General features: G+C 69.2%; 15 protein-coding genes. 10 read left to right on the forward strand and 5 right to left on the reverse strand.

Annotated features, from left to right (window positions below; translation table 11 throughout):
- Positions 1–504 precede the first annotated feature (504 nt).
- Complete coding sequence (locus tag ACH4YL_RS16835) at positions 505–2,106, forward strand: ABC transporter substrate-binding protein (RefSeq protein ID WP_398508085.1); 1,602 nt, start codon at positions 505–507, stop codon at positions 2,104–2,106.
- A gap of 267 nt (positions 2,107–2,373) precedes the next feature.
- Here ACH4YL_RS16835 and ACH4YL_RS16840 read toward each other — a convergent pair whose 3' ends face one another.
- Positions 2,374–3,045, reverse strand: a complete 672-nt coding sequence (locus ACH4YL_RS16840; RefSeq protein WP_398508086.1) for a response regulator — start codon at positions 3,043–3,045, stop codon at positions 2,374–2,376.
- Between the two features lie 15 nt (positions 3,046–3,060).
- Positions 3,061–4,095: a RecB family exonuclease gene (locus ACH4YL_RS16845; protein WP_398508087.1), complete on the reverse strand. Its 1,035-nt coding sequence runs from the start codon at positions 4,093–4,095 to the stop codon at positions 3,061–3,063.
- A 72-nt stretch (positions 4,096–4,167) separates the two neighbouring features.
- Between ACH4YL_RS16845 and ACH4YL_RS16850 the strand changes: the two genes are divergently transcribed.
- The 3 genes from ACH4YL_RS16850 to ACH4YL_RS16860 all read left to right on the forward strand — a co-directional run bounded on the left by ACH4YL_RS16850 (position 4,168) and on the right by ACH4YL_RS16860 (position 7,306).
- Positions 4,168–5,415, forward strand: a complete 1,248-nt coding sequence (locus ACH4YL_RS16850) for a site-2 protease family protein (protein ID WP_398508088.1) — start codon at positions 4,168–4,170, stop codon at positions 5,413–5,415.
- Positions 5,416–5,593: 178 nt separating this feature from the next.
- Complete coding sequence (locus ACH4YL_RS16855) at positions 5,594–6,481, forward strand: tRNA (adenine-N1)-methyltransferase (RefSeq protein ID WP_398508089.1); 888 nt, start codon at positions 5,594–5,596, stop codon at positions 6,479–6,481.
- Positions 6,482–6,733: 252 nt separating this feature from the next.
- The gene (locus tag ACH4YL_RS16860) at positions 6,734–7,306 is read left to right on the forward strand and encodes a hypothetical protein (RefSeq protein WP_398508090.1); all 573 of its coding nucleotides are present in this window, start codon (positions 6,734–6,736) and stop codon (positions 7,304–7,306) included.
- 4 nt (positions 7,307–7,310) lie between these two features.
- On the opposite strand, the gene ACH4YL_RS16865 is transcribed toward ACH4YL_RS16860, so the two are convergent.
- A complete protein-coding gene (locus ACH4YL_RS16865) occupies positions 7,311–7,622 on the reverse strand; it encodes a ferredoxin (RefSeq protein WP_398508091.1) in 312 nt (103 codons plus the stop codon).
- A gap of 253 nt (positions 7,623–7,875) precedes the next feature.
- Between ACH4YL_RS16865 and arc the strand changes: the two genes are divergently transcribed.
- The 5 genes from arc (at position 7,876) to prcA (ending at position 13,578) form a co-directional block, all read left to right on the forward strand.
- The gene (arc, locus tag ACH4YL_RS16870) at positions 7,876–9,642 is read left to right on the forward strand and encodes a proteasome ATPase (protein WP_398508092.1); all 1,767 of its coding nucleotides are present in this window, start codon (positions 7,876–7,878) and stop codon (positions 9,640–9,642) included.
- A 237-nt stretch (positions 9,643–9,879) separates the two neighbouring features.
- Positions 9,880–11,391: a depupylase/deamidase Dop gene (gene dop, locus ACH4YL_RS16875; RefSeq protein WP_398508093.1), complete on the forward strand. Its 1,512-nt coding sequence runs from the start codon at positions 9,880–9,882 to the stop codon at positions 11,389–11,391.
- Between the two features lie 137 nt (positions 11,392–11,528).
- A complete protein-coding gene (locus tag ACH4YL_RS16880; RefSeq protein WP_011027899.1) occupies positions 11,529–11,747 on the forward strand; it encodes a ubiquitin-like protein Pup in 219 nt (72 codons plus the stop codon).
- 170 nt (positions 11,748–11,917) lie between these two features.
- Complete coding sequence (gene prcB, locus ACH4YL_RS16885; protein WP_398508094.1) at positions 11,918–12,763, forward strand: proteasome subunit beta; 846 nt, start codon at positions 11,918–11,920, stop codon at positions 12,761–12,763.
- A gap of 50 nt (positions 12,764–12,813) precedes the next feature.
- Complete coding sequence (prcA, locus tag ACH4YL_RS16890; protein WP_398508095.1) at positions 12,814–13,578, forward strand: proteasome subunit alpha; 765 nt, start codon at positions 12,814–12,816, stop codon at positions 13,576–13,578.
- Between the two features lie 81 nt (positions 13,579–13,659).
- Here prcA and ACH4YL_RS16895 read toward each other — a convergent pair whose 3' ends face one another.
- Together ACH4YL_RS16895 and ACH4YL_RS16900 are read right to left on the reverse strand one after the other, a co-directional pair.
- A complete protein-coding gene (locus tag ACH4YL_RS16895; protein ID WP_398508096.1) occupies positions 13,660–14,709 on the reverse strand; it encodes a hypothetical protein in 1,050 nt (349 codons plus the stop codon).
- A 59-nt stretch (positions 14,710–14,768) separates the two neighbouring features.
- Positions 14,769–15,821, reverse strand: coding sequence for a LacI family DNA-binding transcriptional regulator (locus ACH4YL_RS16900; protein ID WP_398508097.1), 1,053 nt, complete (start codon positions 15,819–15,821; stop codon positions 14,769–14,771).
- Between the two features lie 162 nt (positions 15,822–15,983).
- Here ACH4YL_RS16900 and ACH4YL_RS16905 point away from each other — a divergent pair, with 162 nt between their 5' ends.
- Positions 15,984–17,264, forward strand: coding sequence for an MFS transporter (locus ACH4YL_RS16905; RefSeq protein ID WP_398508098.1), 1,281 nt, complete (start codon positions 15,984–15,986; stop codon positions 17,262–17,264).
- Positions 17,265–17,273: the final 9 nt, after the last annotated feature.

A 17,273-nucleotide genomic window follows, 5' to 3' on the forward strand; every position in this document is an offset into this window, starting at 1 on the left:
GTGTACTGTCCGTGTTTCTTGAATGCACGGGAAACTGCGGGCGCCGCAGCGGTCTTTATCCGTGAGGTGATCTCGCCTTATCCGGTTCCCCGTTCCGGGTTTTCCGGAGTGATGTTCGTCACTGTAGGTGCCGTAGATGGGGCACTTTCGGACGGCCTTTAGGACCCCTCGAGGCGTGCCAGACATGCCCTTGTGTCCGTATTTATTGTTGATGTGTACGAATCACTCCATGCCTTGACCATCCACTCTCAGGCATACCTGATCACTCAGCGAATACTTCATCAACTCGGTCCTGGTGAAGCTTTCCTGGCGTTGCCGACTAATCTCATCGCGAGAACTTCGCCGCGTCATCGATGCGCATCGACGGCCCACCGAACCGTCGCGAACACAGGACCGATCGTCCTGTTTCCTCGGCCCGATCGAACCGCTCCGACCGGGCGGCTGCGGCGGAGTCTCCCGTACACACCGCTGTATCCCAGTGCCGGATGAGGGAGAACGTCCAGGATGAACCGTAAGACTTTGGTGCTGCCGGCCTTGGTCGGCCTGCTCGCGCCCGTACTCGTCGCTTGCGGCGCTGCGGACGGCGGGACCGGTGGCGGTGACGCCATCGTCGTGGGCACCACGGACCAGTTCATCGCGACCGCGGACGCCCCCGCGCCCCTCGACCCGGCCTACGCGTACGACACCGGCGCCTGGAACGTGCTGCGCCAGACCGTCCAGACGCTGATGCACGCCCCGGAGGGCGGCGGCGAGCCGGTCCCGGACGCCGCCAAGTCGTGCACCTTCACGGACACCGCGAGCGAGAGCTACCGCTGCAAGCTGCGCAGCGGCCTGAAGTTCGCCGACGGCAGCCCGGTCACCGCCGAGGACGTGAAGTTCTCCATCCAGCGCGTGCTGGACATCAACGCGGACAACGGCACCGCCGCCCTGCTGGCGAACATCGACACCATCGAGACCAAGGGCGACGACGAGATCGTCTTCCACCTGGCGACGCCGGACGCGACGTTCCCGTACAAGCTCTCGACGCCGGCCGCCGGCATCGTCAGCAAGAACAAGTACGACGGCAAGGAGCTCCGCGAAGGCTTCCAGGTGGACGGCTCCGGCCCGTACACCATGAAGACCGAGACCAAGGGTGACCAGATCACCAAGGTCGTCTTCAGCAAGAACGGCAACTACCAGGGCGACCTCGACCTCCGCAACGACAAGGTGGAGCTGCGGCTGTTCCCGGACGCCGACGCCATGGGCAAGGCGCTCGAGGCCGGTGACATCGACGTCATGACCCGCGAGATGTCCCCGGACCAGATCAAGGAGATGTCCGAGAGCCCGAAGGACGGCATCCAGCTCACCGAGATGCCGGGTCTCTCGATCCGCTATCTCGCCTTCAACACCAATGACCCGGCGGTGAAGGACAAGGCGGTCCGGCAGGCCATGGCGGCGATCGTCGACCGCGGTCAGATCGCCGGCCAGGTGTACGGTGCCACCGCCGAGCCGCTCTACTCGCTCATCCCGACGAGCATCGGCGCGCACACGAACTCGTTCTACAACAAGTACGGCGAGCCGAGCACGTCGAAGGCAGCCGGCATCCTGAACAAGGCGGATGTCGAGACTCCGGTGAAGCTGACGCTCCACTACACGACCGACCACTACGGCGCAGGCACGGCCAAGGAGTTCGAGACGCTCCGCGACCAACTGAACGCCAGCAAGCTGTTCTCGGTCGACATCAAGGGCACCGAGTGGTCCAAGTTCCGCCCCGCGCAGAAGCGCGGTGACTACGCGGTCTACGGCCTCGGCTGGTTCCCCGACTTCCCGGACCCGGACAACTACATCGCCCCGTTCCTGGACAAGGGCAACTTCCTCAACTCTCCGTATGTGAGCACCGAGGCCCGGCAGCTCATCCCGCAGTCGCGCCGCGAGGCCGACCGCACGGCCGCGTCGAAGGCCTTCACGCGGATTCAGCAGATCGTCGCCGACGATGTGCCCGTGCTGCCGCTGTGGCAGGGCAAGCAGTATGTCGCGGCCCGCACCGGTGTTGTCACCGGTGTGGAGCGACTGCTCAACGCCAGCTCGGACATGCAGCTGTGGGAGCTGGGACGCGGCAGCGAATAACCCCCGCGGTATCCGGAAAGCCGAGCGGGGGGGGGGGGGGGGGCCCCCCCCCCCCGCGGGGGGGCGCGCGGGGGGGGGGGGGCCCGCGCGCCCCCCCCCCCCCGGGGCGGCCCGCCCCGCCCCGCCCCCCCCGGGCGGGGCGGGGGGGGCGGCGGGGCCCGGGCCCCCCCCCGCCCCCCCCCCCCCCCCCCCCCCGCGGCGCGCCCCCCCCCCCCCCCCCCCCCCCCCCCTCGGCTGTTTCCGCTGTGTTGTGCTCCTGCGGCTCGCCTACTGCGCGCCGGGGCGGACCAGCCCGCTCTCGTACGCATAGACAGCGGCCTGCACGCGGTCGCGCAGGCTCAGCTTCGTGAGCACATGGCCCACATGCGTCTTGACGGTCGTCTCGCTGACAAAGAGATCCGCGGCGATCTCGGCGTTCGACAGGCCGCGCGCGACCAGCTTCAGCACCTCCACCTCGCGATCGGTCAGCGTGTGCAGCGTGTCCGGAACCGGCTCCTCGCCGGACGGCAGATGGCTCGCGTACTTGTCGAGGAGCCTGCGGGTGATGCTCGGCGCCAGCATCGCCTCGCCCGCGGCGACCACCCGGATCGCCTGCACCAGCTCATTGGCGGGCGCGTCCTTGAGCAGAAAGCCGCTCGCGCCGGCGCGCAGCGCCTCCACCACGTACTCGTCGAGGTCGAAGGTGGTCAGGACCAGCACCTTCGCCGGGCCGTCCCGCCCCGGGCCGGTGATCTGCCGGGTCGCCTCGACGCCGTCCATCCGGGGCATCCGGATGTCCATCAGCACTACATCGGGCTGCAACGCCCGCACCTGGTCGAGAGCCTGGAGACCGTCCCCGGCCTCGCCGACGACCGCGATGTCCTGCTCGGCCTCCAGGATCATCCGGAAGCCGGTACGCAGCAGCGGTTGGTCATCGACCAGTAGGACGCGGATAGCCACGGGAACTCCTCACATTCAGACCGGGCCCATTCTGCCCTGGCCGTCTTCGGACGAATGAGCTGGGACTGTGCTTTCCCTGGGGACGGCCCCCGGATCCTCGACGGGAGTGCTCAGCGGATAAGGCGGGGGAGTGCCCCCGAATTCCGGACACACCTCCTGGTGGTCGCACCAGCCGCACAGCTTGGTCGGCCGCGGCCGCCAGTCGCCGGTCTCCGTCGCCTGCTTGATCGCGTCCCACAGGGCCAGCAGCTTGCGCTCCATCCGCGCCAGGTCATCGGGGACCGGGTCGTACGTCAGCACATCGCCGCTGCCGAGATACACCAGCTGCAGCCGGCGCGGCAGCACGTTCTTCAGCCGCCAGATCACCAGGGCGTAGAACTTCATCTGGAACAGCGCGCCCTCGCTGTACTCGGGACGCGGGGCCTTGCCCGTCTTGTAGTCGACGATCCGCACGTCGCCGGTCGGCGCGATGTCGACGCGGTCGATGACGCCGCGCAGCCGCAGCCCCGACTCCAGCTCCGTCTCGACGAACATCTCCCGCTCGGCCGGCTCGAGCCGGGTCGGGTCCTCCAGCGAGAACCACCGCTCCACCAGCTCCTCGGCCTCGCCGAGCCAGCGCGTCAGCCGCTCGCCCTCGGCGTCCTCCGCGAACAGCTCGCTCAGCTCCGGCTTGTTCTCCAGGAGCCGGTCCCACTGGCCCGGGATCAGCGCTTTGGCCCGAGGGGCCGTGCGCTCCGCCGCGGGCGCGTCGAAGAGCCGCTCCAGCACCGCATGCACCAGCGTGCCGCGGGTGGCCGCCTCGCTCGGCTTCTCGGGCAGCCTGTCGATCACCCGGAACCGGTACAGCAGGGGACACTGCATGAAGTCGCTCGCCCGCGACGGCGAAAGCGACATCGGCTGTCGCGGCGTCGGTTGCTGCGGTGCCGACAGCTGTGGCGTCGCCGGCTCCGGCGTCGGTGGCTCCTGGGTCGACCGCTGCGGCGCGGGGAGCTCGCTCGTACTCATGACGCAGACCCTACGACCCGCCACTGACAGCGAGCGGAATACCATCGACGTCAGACCCTTGAGCACTGCATGATCGAGCGAGCGGGCACATCCGTACCCTCGCGACGAAGGGAACCCGTGAACGAGGACGACACGAGCGGCGAGCGCGAGCGGGCGAGGTCCGGCAAAGGCGGAACGGGCCCCGAGAACGGCAAGCCACGGCGCTCCGACGGCCCCGGCGGCGGCATCCTCATGGGCCGCCCGTTCGGCGTGCCGGTCTACGTCGCCCCGAGCTGGTTCATCGTCGCGGCCCTCATCACCTGGGTCTTCGGCGGCCAGCTCGACCGTGTGCTGCCCGAACTCGGCGGCGCCCGCTATCTCGTCTCGCTCTTCTTCGCGGTCGCCTTCTACGCCTCCGTACTCGTCCACGAACTGGCGCACACCGTCGCGGCACTGCGCTACAAGCTGCCGGTTCGCCGGATCCAGCTGCAGTTCTTCGGCGGAGTGTCCGAGATCGAGAAGGAGTCCGAGACCCCGGGCCGCGAATTTGTGCTCGCCTTCGTCGGACCGCTGCTCTCGCTCGTCCTGTCCGGACTCTTCTACCTCGGCATGCAGGCCGTCGAGCCGGGCACCGTCCCCGGCGTCCTGCTCGCCGGACTGATGATCTCCAACCTCATCGTCGCCGCGTTCAACCTGCTGCCCGGGCTGCCGCTGGACGGCGGCCGGATGCTGCGCGCCGTCGTCTGGAAGATCACCGGCAAGCCGATGACCGGAACGGTCGCCGCGGCCTGGGTCGGCCGGGCGCTCGCCGTAGCGGTCCTCATCGGACTGCCGCTGCTCACCCACACCGGCGCGCTCGGCAACGCGACGGCGGACATCGGCGGCATGGAGACCGTCACCGACGCGCTGCTCGCGGCGATCCTCGCGGCGATCATCTGGACCGGCGCGGGCAACAGCCTGCGCATGGCGCGGCTGCGCGAACACCTCCCGGAACTGGAGGCCCGTACGCTGACGCGCCGCGCGGTCCCGGTCGAGTCCGACACCCCGCTCTCCGAGGCCCTGCGCCGGGCCAACGAAGCCGGCGCCCGCGCACTGGTCGTCGTCGACGGCCACGGCGAGCCGAAAGCCCTGGTCCGCGAGGCCGCCATCGTCGGAGTCCCGGAACACCGACGGCCCTGGGTCGCCGTGAGCGGTCTCGCGCAGGACCTGACCGAGGGCATGAAGGTCTCGGCGGAACTGGCCGGAGAGGCACTCCTCGACAAGCTCCGGGCATCACCGGCGACGGAGTACCTGGTGGTCGAGGAGACCGGCGAGATCTACGGAGTCCTGTCCACGGCGGACGTGGAGCGCGCCTTCGTGGCAGCGATGGCCCGGCCGCAGTCTTGAAGGGCTCGGTTCTCCTCCGGGGCGCTGTGAGCGTCTGCCGACGGTCGATCGTGCTCGATCCCTCGTTCCTCGGGACCTCCGCGCGTTCTCCCTTTCGGCAGCCGCGCGCCCCTTCGGCTCACTCGCCCACGGGCCGCAGTGGTCCTGGCGATGGGCAGGGGCCGGTAGGCTGGTTCCCATGTCCGAACCGACCGGTGCCGCCCGCCGACGCGGGCCCTTCAAGGTCGGGGACCAGGTCCAGCTCACCGATCCCAAGGGACGCCACTACACGTTCACGCTCGAGGCCGGGAAGAATTTCCACACCCACAAGGGTTCCTTCCCGCACGACGAGCTGATCGGTGCTCCCGAGGGCAGTGTTGTCCGTACCACGGGAAACGTCGCCTACCTCGCGCTGCGCCCCCTGCTCCCCGACTACGTCCTGTCCATGCCCCGCGGCGCCGCCGTGGTCTACCCCAAGGACGCGGGGCAGATCCTGGCCTTCGCCGACATCTTCGCCGGCGCACGCGTCGTCGAAGCGGGCGTGGGCTCCGGCTCGCTCAGCGCCTTCCTGCTGCGCGCCATCGGCGACCACGGGATGCTGCACTCCTACGAGCGCCGCGAGGACTTCGCCGAGATCGCCAAGCAGAACGTGGAGCGCTACTTCGGCGGCCCGCACCCCGCCTGGCAGCTCACCGTGGGCGACCTCCAGGACAACCTGACGGACGCCGACGTCGACCGGGTGATCCTGGACATGCTCGCCCCCTGGGAGTGCCTGGAGGCCGTCTCCAAGGCGCTCGTGCCCGGCGGCATCCTCTGCTGCTACGTCGCGACCACCACCCAGCTCGCGCGCACCGTCGAATCCATCCGGGAGATCGGCTGCTTCGCCGAGCCGCAGCCCTGGGAGTCGATGATCCGCAACTGGCACGTCGAGGGCCTGGCCGTCCGTCCGGACCACCGGATGATCGGCCACACCGGCTTCCTGGTCACCGCCCGGCGTCTCGCGGACGGCGTGGAGCCGCCGATGCGCCGCCGCCGCCCCGCCAAGGGCGCGTACGGCGACGACTACGAAGGCCCCAACAAGGACTGACAGGCCGGTCCGACAGCAAGGACGGGCCGGTCCGCCAGGACCGACGAACCAGGTCGAACCGGGTTCGACACCCGCACAACGCGCGGACGCCGCCGCCGAGTTCCCGTACGCCACGGAGAACTCGACGGCGGCGTCCTCGCGTTCACCACTTCTTGACACAACCACCGGACCCCGCTGTTCCGCACCGCTGTGACATATGGCACGATGCTGGCCACCCCCCACCGGCACCGCCCTTCACAGGAGACATCCCGCGTGCAGACCTCCGCCGTCCCGGACCTCGCGCACACGCACGCCCGCCCGGTGCACTGGCTTGCCACCGCGACGGCGATGGCCGCGGTCGTCGCGGCCGCGGGACTGTTGCAGCCCGAGTCCGCCATCGCCTCCCAGGCGGGCTCGCAGCCGGGGACGAGAACTGCCGCGGCTCCCGCGCCCGACCCGGCGGCCGTACAGCTCCCGCTGGAATGCGGCGGCGCGAAGACCGTGGTGACCAAGAAGGCTTCGGGCGACCTGGACGGCGACGGCAGCCCCGAGACCGTGGCCGTGGCCCGCTGCGACGCCGGTTCCGGTACGCCGCCGAGCGGGATCTATGTGCTGGCACTGGCCCGAGGCGCGGGTCCGCGCGTCGTCGCCACGCTCGTCGAACCCGCGCAGAAGCAGAGCGTCGGGGACTTCGCCGTACGTGATGGTGTGATTACCGCGACACTGCTCGGCTACTCGTCGCCGGAGGTGCCGAGCTGCTGCCCGGACGAGCAGGAGAAGGTCAAGTGGCAGTGGCAGGGCGGGAAGTTCGTCCAGTCACCCGGTGACGAAGCGCGCAGTATGTGATTCGTCACTCTGCGTCGGGGCCGTAGACCTCGACCCTGTCCGATACGCGTCGTACGTGGATGCAGTCGCCCGGGCACTCCTTCGCGGAGTCCACGACATCCCTGAGCAGCGGCAGGGGCACGGGCGTTGTGGCGCCCGGGTTCTGGAGCAGTTCGTCTTCCGTGCCCTTCACATAGGCAAGCCCGTCGATGTCCAGCTCGAAGACCTCGGGTGCGTACTGCGCACAGATCCCGTCCCCGGTGCAGAGGTCCTGGTCGATCCAGACCTCCAGAGCCTCTCCGGAGCCTTCGGAAGAGGCCTCGTGCTGCACGGTCATATCTCCTGCCGTTTCCTTCGCCGGGTACCGCATTCTGAAGCAAGTCGTGCCAGCCCTGACGGGTGTTGAACGCTTCGACGATACCTCTGGCGGCTTTCCGATGTTGATGGGTGGGTATTCCCCTGGCGTGAGGGAGAGCGCAAGGGTGAAGATCGGACACACCCCTACCGTCTTTGTGATCTAGGGGTTTCAATCACCACCCACCCAGGTAGGGTCAGGAAGCGTCCAGCTCCCCTTGGAGGAGGTGAGGACCGTGGCAGCCCACGACGACGACATCAACCGCGGCATCCGGCCGGGGCGGGGGTCTGAAGACCCTGCCGGCCAGGTTGCCTATCTCGAGCAGGAAATCGCCGTCCTGCGCCGCAAGCTCGCCGACTCTCCGCGCCATACGAGGATTCTCGAAGAGCGGATCGTCGAGCTGCAGACGAACCTGGCCGGCGTGTCCGCACAGAACGAGCGACTCGCCAACACACTCCGTGAGGCCCGCGATCAGATCGTGGCTCTCAAGGAGGAGGTCGACCGGCTCGCACAGCCGCCGGCCGGCTTCGGTGTCTTCCTGCAGGCCAATGAGGACGGCACCTGCGACATCTTCACCGGGGGCCGCAAGCTCCGGGTGAATGTCAGCCCGAGCGTCGAGCTCGAAGAGCTCCGGCGCGGCCAGGAAGTCATGCTCAACGAAGCGCTCAACGTGGTCGAGGCCATGGAGTTCGAGCGGGCCGGGGACATCGTCACCCTCAAGGAGATCCTCGAGGACGGCGAGCGGGCCCTGGTCATCGGGCACACCGACGAGGAACGGGTGGTGAGGCTCGCGGACACGCTGCTGGACACCACCATCCGTCCCGGCGACGCCCTGCTGCTCGAACCCCGCTCCGGCTATGTCTATGAAGTGATCCCGAAGAGCGAGGTCGAGGAGCTGGTCCTCGAAGAGGTCCCGGACGTCGACTACGACAAGATCGGCGGTCTGGGTGGCCAGATCGAGATGATCCGCGACGCGGTCGAGCTTCCCTACCTCCACCCGGACCTCTTCAAGGAGCACGAACTGCGGCCGCCGAAGGGCATCCTGCTCTACGGCCCGCCAGGATGCGGCAAGACGCTGATCGCCAAGGCGGTTGCCAACTCCCTTGCCAAGAAGGTCGCCGAGGTGACCGGCCAGCCCGCCGGGAAGAGCTACTTCCTGAACATCAAGGGCCCCGAGCTCCTCAACAAGTACGTCGGCGAGACCGAGCGGCACATCCGCCTCGTCTTCCAGCGTGCGCGGGAGAAGGCGAGCGAGGGCACACCCGTCATCGTCTTCTTCGACGAGATGGAATCCCTCTTCCGCACCCGTGGTTCCGGCGTCAGCTCGGACGTGGAGAACACCATCGTCCCGCAGCTGCTCGCCGAGATCGACGGTGTGGAGGGCCTGGAGAACGTCATCGTCATCGGCGCCTCCAACCGCGAGGACATGATCGACCCCGCGATCCTGCGGCCCGGCCGGCTCGATGTGAAGATCAAGATCGAGCGTCCGGACGCGGAAGCGGCGAAGGACATCTTCGCGAAGTACCTCACGGCCTCGCTCCCGCTGCACTCGGACGACCTGTCCGAGCACAATGGATCCAAGGAAGCCGCCGCACACGCCATGATCCAGTCGGTCGTGGAGCAGATGTACGCGGAATCCGAGGAGAACCGCTTCCTCGAGGTCACGTACGCGAACGGCGACAAGGAAGTCCTGTACTTCAAGGACTTCAACTCCGGCGCGATGATTCAGAACATCGTCGACCGGGCCAAGAAGATGGCCATCAAGGCTTTCCTCGACCAAAACCAGAAGGGTCTTCGGGTCTCCCATCTCCTCCAGGCATGCGTGGACGAGTTCAAGGAGAACGAGGACCTGCCGAACACCACCAACCCGGACGACTGGGCCCGGATCTCCGGAAAGAAGGGCGAGCGGATTGTCTTCATCCGCACCCTTGTCACCGGAAAGCAGGGCGCCGACACCGGACGTTCCATCGACACGGTGGCAAACACCGGCCAGTACCTGTAGAGCGCAGACCGGCTGCGGATGCCCGGCCGGGGCATCCGCAGCCGGTTGCTTTCCTGACAGGTCCGGCCACACCGGAGCAATGACGAAATTGATCTCCCCACCAGCGCAGAGGCGTTCTAGGCTCTTCGGTACCGCCGAGTCGCGCAGTGCGGGGACGGGCACCGCACACGCACCGGAGCAACAGCGGTACTTGAGCGCCGTTCCCGGAGGGGAGCGCCGCCGGGCAAGGAGGGCCGCATGACCGTACGGCGAGTAATGGGCATCGAGACGGAGTACGGAATCTCCGTCCCGGGGCACCCGAACGCCAATGCCATGCTCACCTCGTCCCAGATCGTCAACGCCTACGCGGCGGCGATGCACAGGGCGCGGCGCGCCCGCTGGGACTTCGAGGAGGAGAATCCGCTGCGGGACGCCCGTGGCTTCGACCTCGCCCGCGAGGCCGCAGACTCCAGCCAGCTCACCGACGAGGACATCGGTCTGGCCAATGTCATTCTCACCAATGGCGCCCGGCTGTACGTCGACCATGCCCACCCGGAATACAGCTCGCCCGAAGTCACTAATCCGCGTGACGCCGTCCTGTGGGACAAGGCAGGCGAACGAATCATGGCGGAGGCCGCCGAGCGCGCGGCCCAGCTCCCCGGCGCCCAGCCGATCCACCTCTACAAGAACAACACCGACAACAAAGGCGCCTCCTACGGCACGCACGAGAACTATCTGATGAAGCGGGAGACCGCATTTTCGGACATCGTGCGCCACCTGACGCCGTTCTTCGTCTCGCGCCAGGTCGTCACCGGAGCCGGACGGGTCGGAATCGGCCAGGACGGCCATGAACACGGGTTCCAGATCAGCCAGCGCGCCGACTATTTCGAGGTCGAGGTGGGCCTGGAGACCACCCTGAAGCGGCCGATCATCAACACCCGCGACGAGCCGCATTCCGACGCCGAGAAATACCGCCGGCTTCATGTGATCATCGGCGACGCGAATCTGTCGGAGATCTCGACGTATCTGAAGCTGGGCACCACGGCCCTGGTTCTGTCGATGATCGAGGACGGCTTCATCGCGGTCGACCTGGCGGTCGAGCAGCCGGTGCGCACGCTGCACCAGGTCTCCCACGACCCGACCCTCAAGCGTCTGGTCACGCTCCGCAGCGGCCGGACACTCACCGCAGTCCAGCTTCAGATGGAGTACTTCGAGCTGGCCAGGAAGTACGTCGAGGAGCGCTTCGGCTCGGACGCCGACGAGCAGACCAAGGACGTGCTGCTCCGCTGGGAGGACACGCTCAACCGGCTGGAGAACGACCCGATGAGCCTCTCCGGCGAGCTGGACTGGATCGCCAAGAAGGAGCTCATGGAGGGCTACCGCAGGCGGGACAGCCTGGACTGGGACGCGGCGCGGCTGCACCTGGTGGACCTCCAGTACGCCGACGTACGCGCCGACAAGGGCCTGTACAACCGGCTGGCGGCCCGCGGCAAGATGAAGCGGCTGCTGGACGAGCCGGACGTCGTACGGGCCGGGACGAAGCCTCCTGAGGACACCCGCGCGTACTTCCGCGGCCGCTGCCTGGAGCAGTACGCGGACGACGTCGCCGCGGCCTCCTGGGACTCGGTCATCTTCGACCTTCCCGGCCGTGACTCGCTGCAGCGGGTGCCAACCCTGGAGCCGCTACGCGGAACGCGTAATCACGTGAAAGAGCTGCTCGACCGGTGCCGCACCGCGGAAGACCTGGTCCGGGTGCTGTCCGGGGGCTGAAATGGTTCAGGTCCGGGAATCATCGAGGTGGTCCCCGGACGTTGAGGGAAGTGCGGGGCCGATGTCGGACCCTGCTTGTAGGGTCTGATCTTGACCGGACTAACTCACGTCAGGGCAAACCGAGCGGGGTGAGGGACATGGCGACCAAGGACACCGGCGGCGGACAGCAGAAGGCCACGCGTTCCACGGAGGAAGTCGAGGAGCAGGCGCAGGACGCGCAGGCCTCGGAGGATCTCAAGGAGCGCCAGGAGAAGCTGTCGGACGACGTCGACTCCGTACTCGACGAAATCGACGACGTCCTCGAGGAGAACGCCGAGGACTTCGTGCGTTCCTTCGTCCAAAAGGGCGGAGAGTAACCCTCCAACTCGGTTGGGGGTAACCCCTGTTGTCCGTACCCGGCGGCGCCGGCGAAAGCCGGTGGCACCGGGACGGATGACCGGGGGCGGCGCGGGTAAGGTCCGTGCACAGTTCGTAAGATCGGCCCGCGCCCGACACGGCGGGCCGCCGCCTACCCGGAAGGACTCGCGTGGAAGCCAACCCTCGTAGCACCGGGCGTCTGCCGGCAGCCTTCCTGACGCCCGGCTCGTCCTCGTTCATGGACTTCCTGGGGCAGCACTCACCGGAGATGCTGCCCGGGAAGCGTGTCCTGCCGCCCGTGCAGGGCGCCATCGAGGCGCCGCACGGCACGACGATCGTCGCGACGACGTTTCCCGGCGGCGTCGTGCTCGCCGGTGACCGGCGCGCGACGATGGGCAACATGATCGCCCAGCGCGACATCGAGAAGGTCTTCCCGGCCGACGAGTACTCGGCCGTGGGGATCGCGGGCACCGCCGGTCTCGCGGTGGAGATGGTCAAGCTCTTCCAGCTGGAGCTGGAGCACTTCGAGAAGGTCGAGGGCGCCCAACTCTCCCTGGAGGGCAAGGCGAACCGCCTGTCGACGATGATCCGCGGCAACCTCGGGATGGCCATGCAGGGCCTCGCCGTGGTGCCGCTCTTCGCGGGGTACGACGTGGACCGCGAGAAGGGCCGGATCTTCTCCTACGACGTCACCGGCGGCCGCTCCGAGGAGCACGGCTTCGCGGCCACCGGCTCCGGTTCGATCTTCGCCCGTGGAGCGATGAAGAAGCTCTACCGCGACGACCTGACCGAGCAGCAGGCCACCACGCTGGTCGTCCAGGCGCTGTACGACGCGGCGGACGACGACTCGGCGACCGGCGGACCCGATGTGGCCCGGCGGATCTATCCGATCGTCACGGTCATCACCGACGAGGGCTTCCGCAGGCTCAGCGACGACGAGTCCTCCGAGATCGCCCGCGCGATCCTGGAGCGCCGCCTCGAACAGCCCGACGGCCCGCGCGCCGCGCTGCTCTGATGACCCCTTCTCTTGTGAACATGCCACTGACAGAAAGGGACGGATAGCCGGTGTCGACGCCGTTCTATGTCTCACCCCAGCAGGCCATGGCCGACCGGGCGGAATACGCCCGCAAGGGCATTGCCCGTGGTCGCAGCCTCGTTGTGCTGCAGTACACCGACGGCATTGTCTTCGTCGGTGAGAACCCGTCCCGTGCGCTGCACAAATTCAGTGAGATCTACGACCGGATCGGCTTCGCCGCGGCCGGCAAGTACAACGAGTACGAGAACCTCCGCATCGGCGGAGTGCGCTACGCCGATCTGCGCGGATACACCTATGACCGCGACGATGTGACGGCCCGTGGTCTTGCCAATGTCTACGCCCAGACGCTCGGCACCATCTTCTCCAGCGCGGCCGAGAAGCCGTACGAGGTGGAGCTGGTCGTCGCGGAGGTCGGGGCCACGCCCGAAGGCGACCAGATCTACCGGCTGCCGCACGACGGATCGATCGTCGACGAGCACGGCTCGGTCGCGGTCGGCGGGAACGCCGAACAGATCAGCACCTATCTCGACCAGCGGCACCGCGACGGGATGTCGCTGGCGGAGGCGCTGAAGCTGGCCGTACAGGCCCTGTCCAACCAGTCCAACGGCAATGACCGGGAGATCCCCGCGGACCGGCTCGAGGTCGCGGTCCTGGACCGTACGCGACCGCAGCAGCGGAAGTTCAAGCGCATCGTCGGCCGGCAGCTCGCGCGGCTGCTGGAGGCGGACGGCGCGGCCTCGACGCCGACGGACGCGCCCTCGGACACCGAGGAGGGCGAGGACGGCGAGGAGTAGCCCTCACCGCCCCGCTCCGAGTGCCCGACTGCGCCCCGGACCGCCCGTGCGGACCGGGGCGCAGCCGTGCGTCGGCAGGTCTCAGGGCAGGGCCCAGTGGTGGAGGCCGTCGGTGCCCTGGGTCAGCCAGCTGCCGTCGCCGAGCGGGGTCACCCGGCCGACGGGGGCCGGATAGCGCACCCGGCCCAGCGGGCGGAGAGTGCCCGCGTCGCACAGCCAGTGACGGGTCAGGCCCGGCCGGCCCGGCGGATAGACCCGGCCGGTGACCAGGAGATGACGGTCGTCGAGCAGGATCGCGGCGTCGAACTCGTCGTTGCCGCGGTTGATCCCCAGCTTGCCGAGGTCGTACAGCGCCGCCGGTTCGTCCGCGGCCACATCGTGCGAGGCGAGCTCGTCGCGGTCGTCGTTGTGGGCGATCAGTTCGGCGCGGCGCAGCGTCAGGACCCGGGACGCGCCGGGCAGGAAGTCGATCACCTCGCGCATCGTGGTGCCGCCGCGGATGTGCAGCCCGTCGCGGCGCGGCTCGATCCACCAGGTCGACCAGCTGTACCAGGCCGTCCAGCAGGAGAGCGCGAGCAGCGAGCCGTCCGGGTGCCAGCGCTGTGTCAGGTCCGAGGTGACGCCGCCGATCGGCCGGCGTGCCCGCACCGCGCCGGACTCGGCGTCGAGGAGGAGCAGTGTGTCGCGCTGGTAGCTGGGCCGCTGCGGATCGTCGGAGATCAGCATCGCGTCGCTCTTGCCGGTGGCGAGCGTCGGCACCAGCACGCTGACGAGGCTGCCGTCCGGGCTGACGGCGGGCGGGCCCGGCGGGCGAGGGTCCTGGAACCCGCCGTGCCAGCGGGCGTGCGGCAGCTCCCAGCGGGTGGCTCCGTCGGCGCTGATCGCGCGGATCCGCGACCCTTCGGCCACGACGGCGCCGTCGTGCAGCGGTGCGGCCGCGGCGTGCGACGGCAGGCGCAGCGTCCGTAAGGGGGCGAGCGTGCCGGAAAGGAAGGTCTCGGCGTCGTGGAACTCCAGCGCTTCGTCGGTTCTCACGGCCAGCCGTCTGCCGGCGAGCGGTGTCACGAAGCCGGTCGCGGGGACCGTGCCGATCAGGGTCGCGTCGATCGGTGTCTCCGCCGTACTCGTCATGATCGTGATCGTTCCACGGCGGGTCCCGGGGTCTCAAGCCCGCTTGAGGATGACAGCGATCAGGCGGACGGCGCGGGGGCCGAGGAGCCGCGGGCGACCAGCTCGACCGGGATGCCGCCCTCCTCCGGCGCCCGCCCTCCCAGGACCGCGAGCAGTGCGGCCATGCCGCGCTCGCCGACCTGTTCCGCCGGCAGCCGCACGGTGGTGAGCTCGGGCTCCACGGCCGTTGCCAGCGCGAGGTCGTCGAAGCCGGTGACCGAGATGTCCTCAGGCACGCGAAGGCCGAGTCGGCGTACGGCCTTGCAGGCCCCGGCGGCCAGGATGTCGTCGTCGCAGATGATCGCGGTCGGCCGGGGCACCGGCCCGGTGAGCGCGGCCTCCGTGGCCTCGCGCGCGCCGTCGACATCGAGCGGCGCGTGGGAGGTGCGCAGGGCCGCGTCCGGGACGGCCTGCAGAGCGGTGGCCAGGGCCCGGGCACGTACGTCGAAGGTCCAGGAGGTCACGGCCGAGGCGAGGTGCAGGAGGCGCCGATGGCCGAGGGCGAGCAGATGGTCCGTCACCTGGCGCATGCCGTCGGCGATGTCGAGGTTCACATGGGCGGCCGCGCCCGGGTCGGCCGGGTCGCTGTCGAGCATCACCAGCGGGAGGTCGGTCCCGTGGAAGGCCGTCAGGGCCTGGGCGGCCATGGAGGACGCGATCACTCCGTCCAGGGCGGCACGCGCCGAGGCGAAGGGGTCCTTGGCGGGGCCGACGCCTTCGGGGGAGGGGTAGAGGACCACGCCGAAGCCGTGCTCGGCGGCGACGGTCGCCGCGCCGGTGTAGACGCGGGCGAAGAACTCGTTGGTTAGGGCCGGCACGATCAGGAGGGCCGTCCTGGTCCGCCCGAGCCGCAGATTCCGCGCGGCGAGATTGGGCCGGTATCCCAGGTCGCGGGCGGCGTCCCGGACGAGCCCGGCGGTGCGCTGGGAGACCCGGCCGCGCCATTTGTCGCCGAGCACCAGCGACACGGTCGCCTGCGAGACCCCGGCCACCCGGGCCACATCACGACTGGTCGGCCGCGCGCCGCCCGTGCCCGCGGCCCGCAGCCCGTCTCCAGGAGACCCGTGTGACATGGATGCCGTCCTCAGCCGCCGCAAGCCGGTGTGTTTCCCGTACGCCTCCGCGGTAGACCCGCGGACTGTCGACATGGTACGTATGACGAACGACGTTATACGTAAAACCTCGGGTGCACCGAAAGATGCGCCCGAGGGACGCGCCGAGAGAGAGGGCGGAGCATGGCCGCTTCGGACACCGGTTACGGAGCCATCCTCAAGGCTCCGCACGCCGCGCGGCTGCTCGCCGGCACGCTCGTAGGACGGCTGCCCAACGCCACCGCTCCCGTCGCGATCGTGCTCTTCGTACGGGCCGAAGGCGGCAGCTACAGCCTCGCCGGCGGCCTCGCCGCCGTGTACGGCATCGCGACCGCCGTCGGGCAGCCGCTCCTCGGCCGGGCCGTCGATCTGCACGGACAGCCCCGCATCCAGCTGCCGGCCGCCGTCGCCTCCGCCCTCGGCATGGTGCTGCTCGCCGCCGTCGGGATCGGCGCGCTGCCTCTCGCGTACGCCGGGGTAGCCGTCGCCGGGATATTCACCCCGCCCCTCGAAGGCGGACTGCGAGCCCTGTGGCCCAGCGTCCTGGGCCGCGAGGAGCGGGTACACCGGGCCTACGCCATGGACGCGGTCGCCCAGGAAATCATGTTCACCGTCGGCCCGTTGCTGGTCACCGTGCTCGTCTCGCTCTGGTCGGCCGCCGCCGCGCTGCTCGTCATCAATGTCATCGGTGTACTCGGCGCACTCTCCGTCGTGCTGTCGCACCCGTCGCGCACCTGGCGCTCCGCACCCCGCGAGGCCCACTGGCTGGGCGCTCTGCGCTCGCCCGGACTGCTCGCGCTGCTCGGCTCGTTCTTCTTCGTCGGCCTGGCGCTCGGCTCGATCACCGTCGCAGGCGTCGCCTACGCCGACGACCACGGCCGCGAGGCGGTGTACGGCTGGCTGATGGCCGCGCTCGGCCTCGGCGCGCTCATCGGCGGCACGGTGTACGGCGCCCGCCAGTGGGCCGGCGCACCCGAGCGGCGGCTGCGCATCCTCGTCGGGCTGCTCGCCGTCGGCTATCTGCCGCTGGTGCTCACCCCGGGCGTGGTCGCGATGACGCTGCTCGCCGCCGTCTCCGGACTGTTCCTCGCGCCCGCCATCGCCTGCGCGTTCATCGTCGTCGACCGGCACGCACCGCGCGGCACGGTCACCGAGGCGTTCTCCTGGCTGGTGACCACCTTCGGCGTCGGCGCGGCGGTCGGAACCGCCGTGGCGGGCCCGGCCGTCGAGCTCGGCGGCACCGACTGGAGCTTTGCCGTCGCCGGGGCCGGAGGCATCGCCGCGGTAGTGGTTCTGACGGCCACTCAGCGGGTCCTCGCAGTTCCCGGGCGTACCAAGGACATTGCCGGTTCAATCACGGGCTCATCGGAAAATGATCGAAACGGTGCTGCCGAACCCGGTTTCAGCTCAGGCCGTGAGGCGTAATGTTCAGAC

It is taken from the genome of Streptomyces sp. NPDC020681 (assembly GCF_044334895.1).
Taxonomy (GTDB): domain Bacteria; phylum Actinomycetota; class Actinomycetes; order Streptomycetales; family Streptomycetaceae; genus Streptomyces.

Bases quoted from the DNA above. Each gene is read 5' to 3' on its own strand.
- ACH4YL_RS16835 (WP_398508085.1), top strand. From the start codon at position 505: ATGAACCGTAAGACTTTGGTGCTGCCGGCCTTGGTCGGCCTGCTCGCG.
- ACH4YL_RS16865 (WP_398508091.1), bottom strand. From the start codon at position 7,622: ATGACCGTGCAGCACGAGGCCTCTTCCGAAGGCTCCGGAGAGGCTCTG.
- ACH4YL_RS16905 (WP_398508098.1), top strand. From the start codon at position 15,984: ATGGCCGCTTCGGACACCGGTTACGGAGCCATCCTCAAGGCTCCGCAC.
- ACH4YL_RS16855 (WP_398508089.1), top strand. From the start codon at position 5,594: ATGTCCGAACCGACCGGTGCCGCCCGCCGACGCGGGCCCTTCAAGGTC.
- dop (WP_398508093.1), top strand. From the start codon at position 9,880: ATGACCGTACGGCGAGTAATGGGCATCGAGACGGAGTACGGAATCTCC.
- ACH4YL_RS16895 (WP_398508096.1), bottom strand. From the start codon at position 14,709: ATGACGAGTACGGCGGAGACACCGATCGACGCGACCCTGATCGGCACG.
- ACH4YL_RS16880 (WP_011027899.1), top strand. From the start codon at position 11,529: ATGGCGACCAAGGACACCGGCGGCGGACAGCAGAAGGCCACGCGTTCC.
- ACH4YL_RS16900 (WP_398508097.1), bottom strand. From the start codon at position 15,821: ATGTCACACGGGTCTCCTGGAGACGGGCTGCGGGCCGCGGGCACGGGC.
- ACH4YL_RS16845 (WP_398508087.1), bottom strand. From the start codon at position 4,095: ATGGTATTCCGCTCGCTGTCAGTGGCGGGTCGTAGGGTCTGCGTCATG.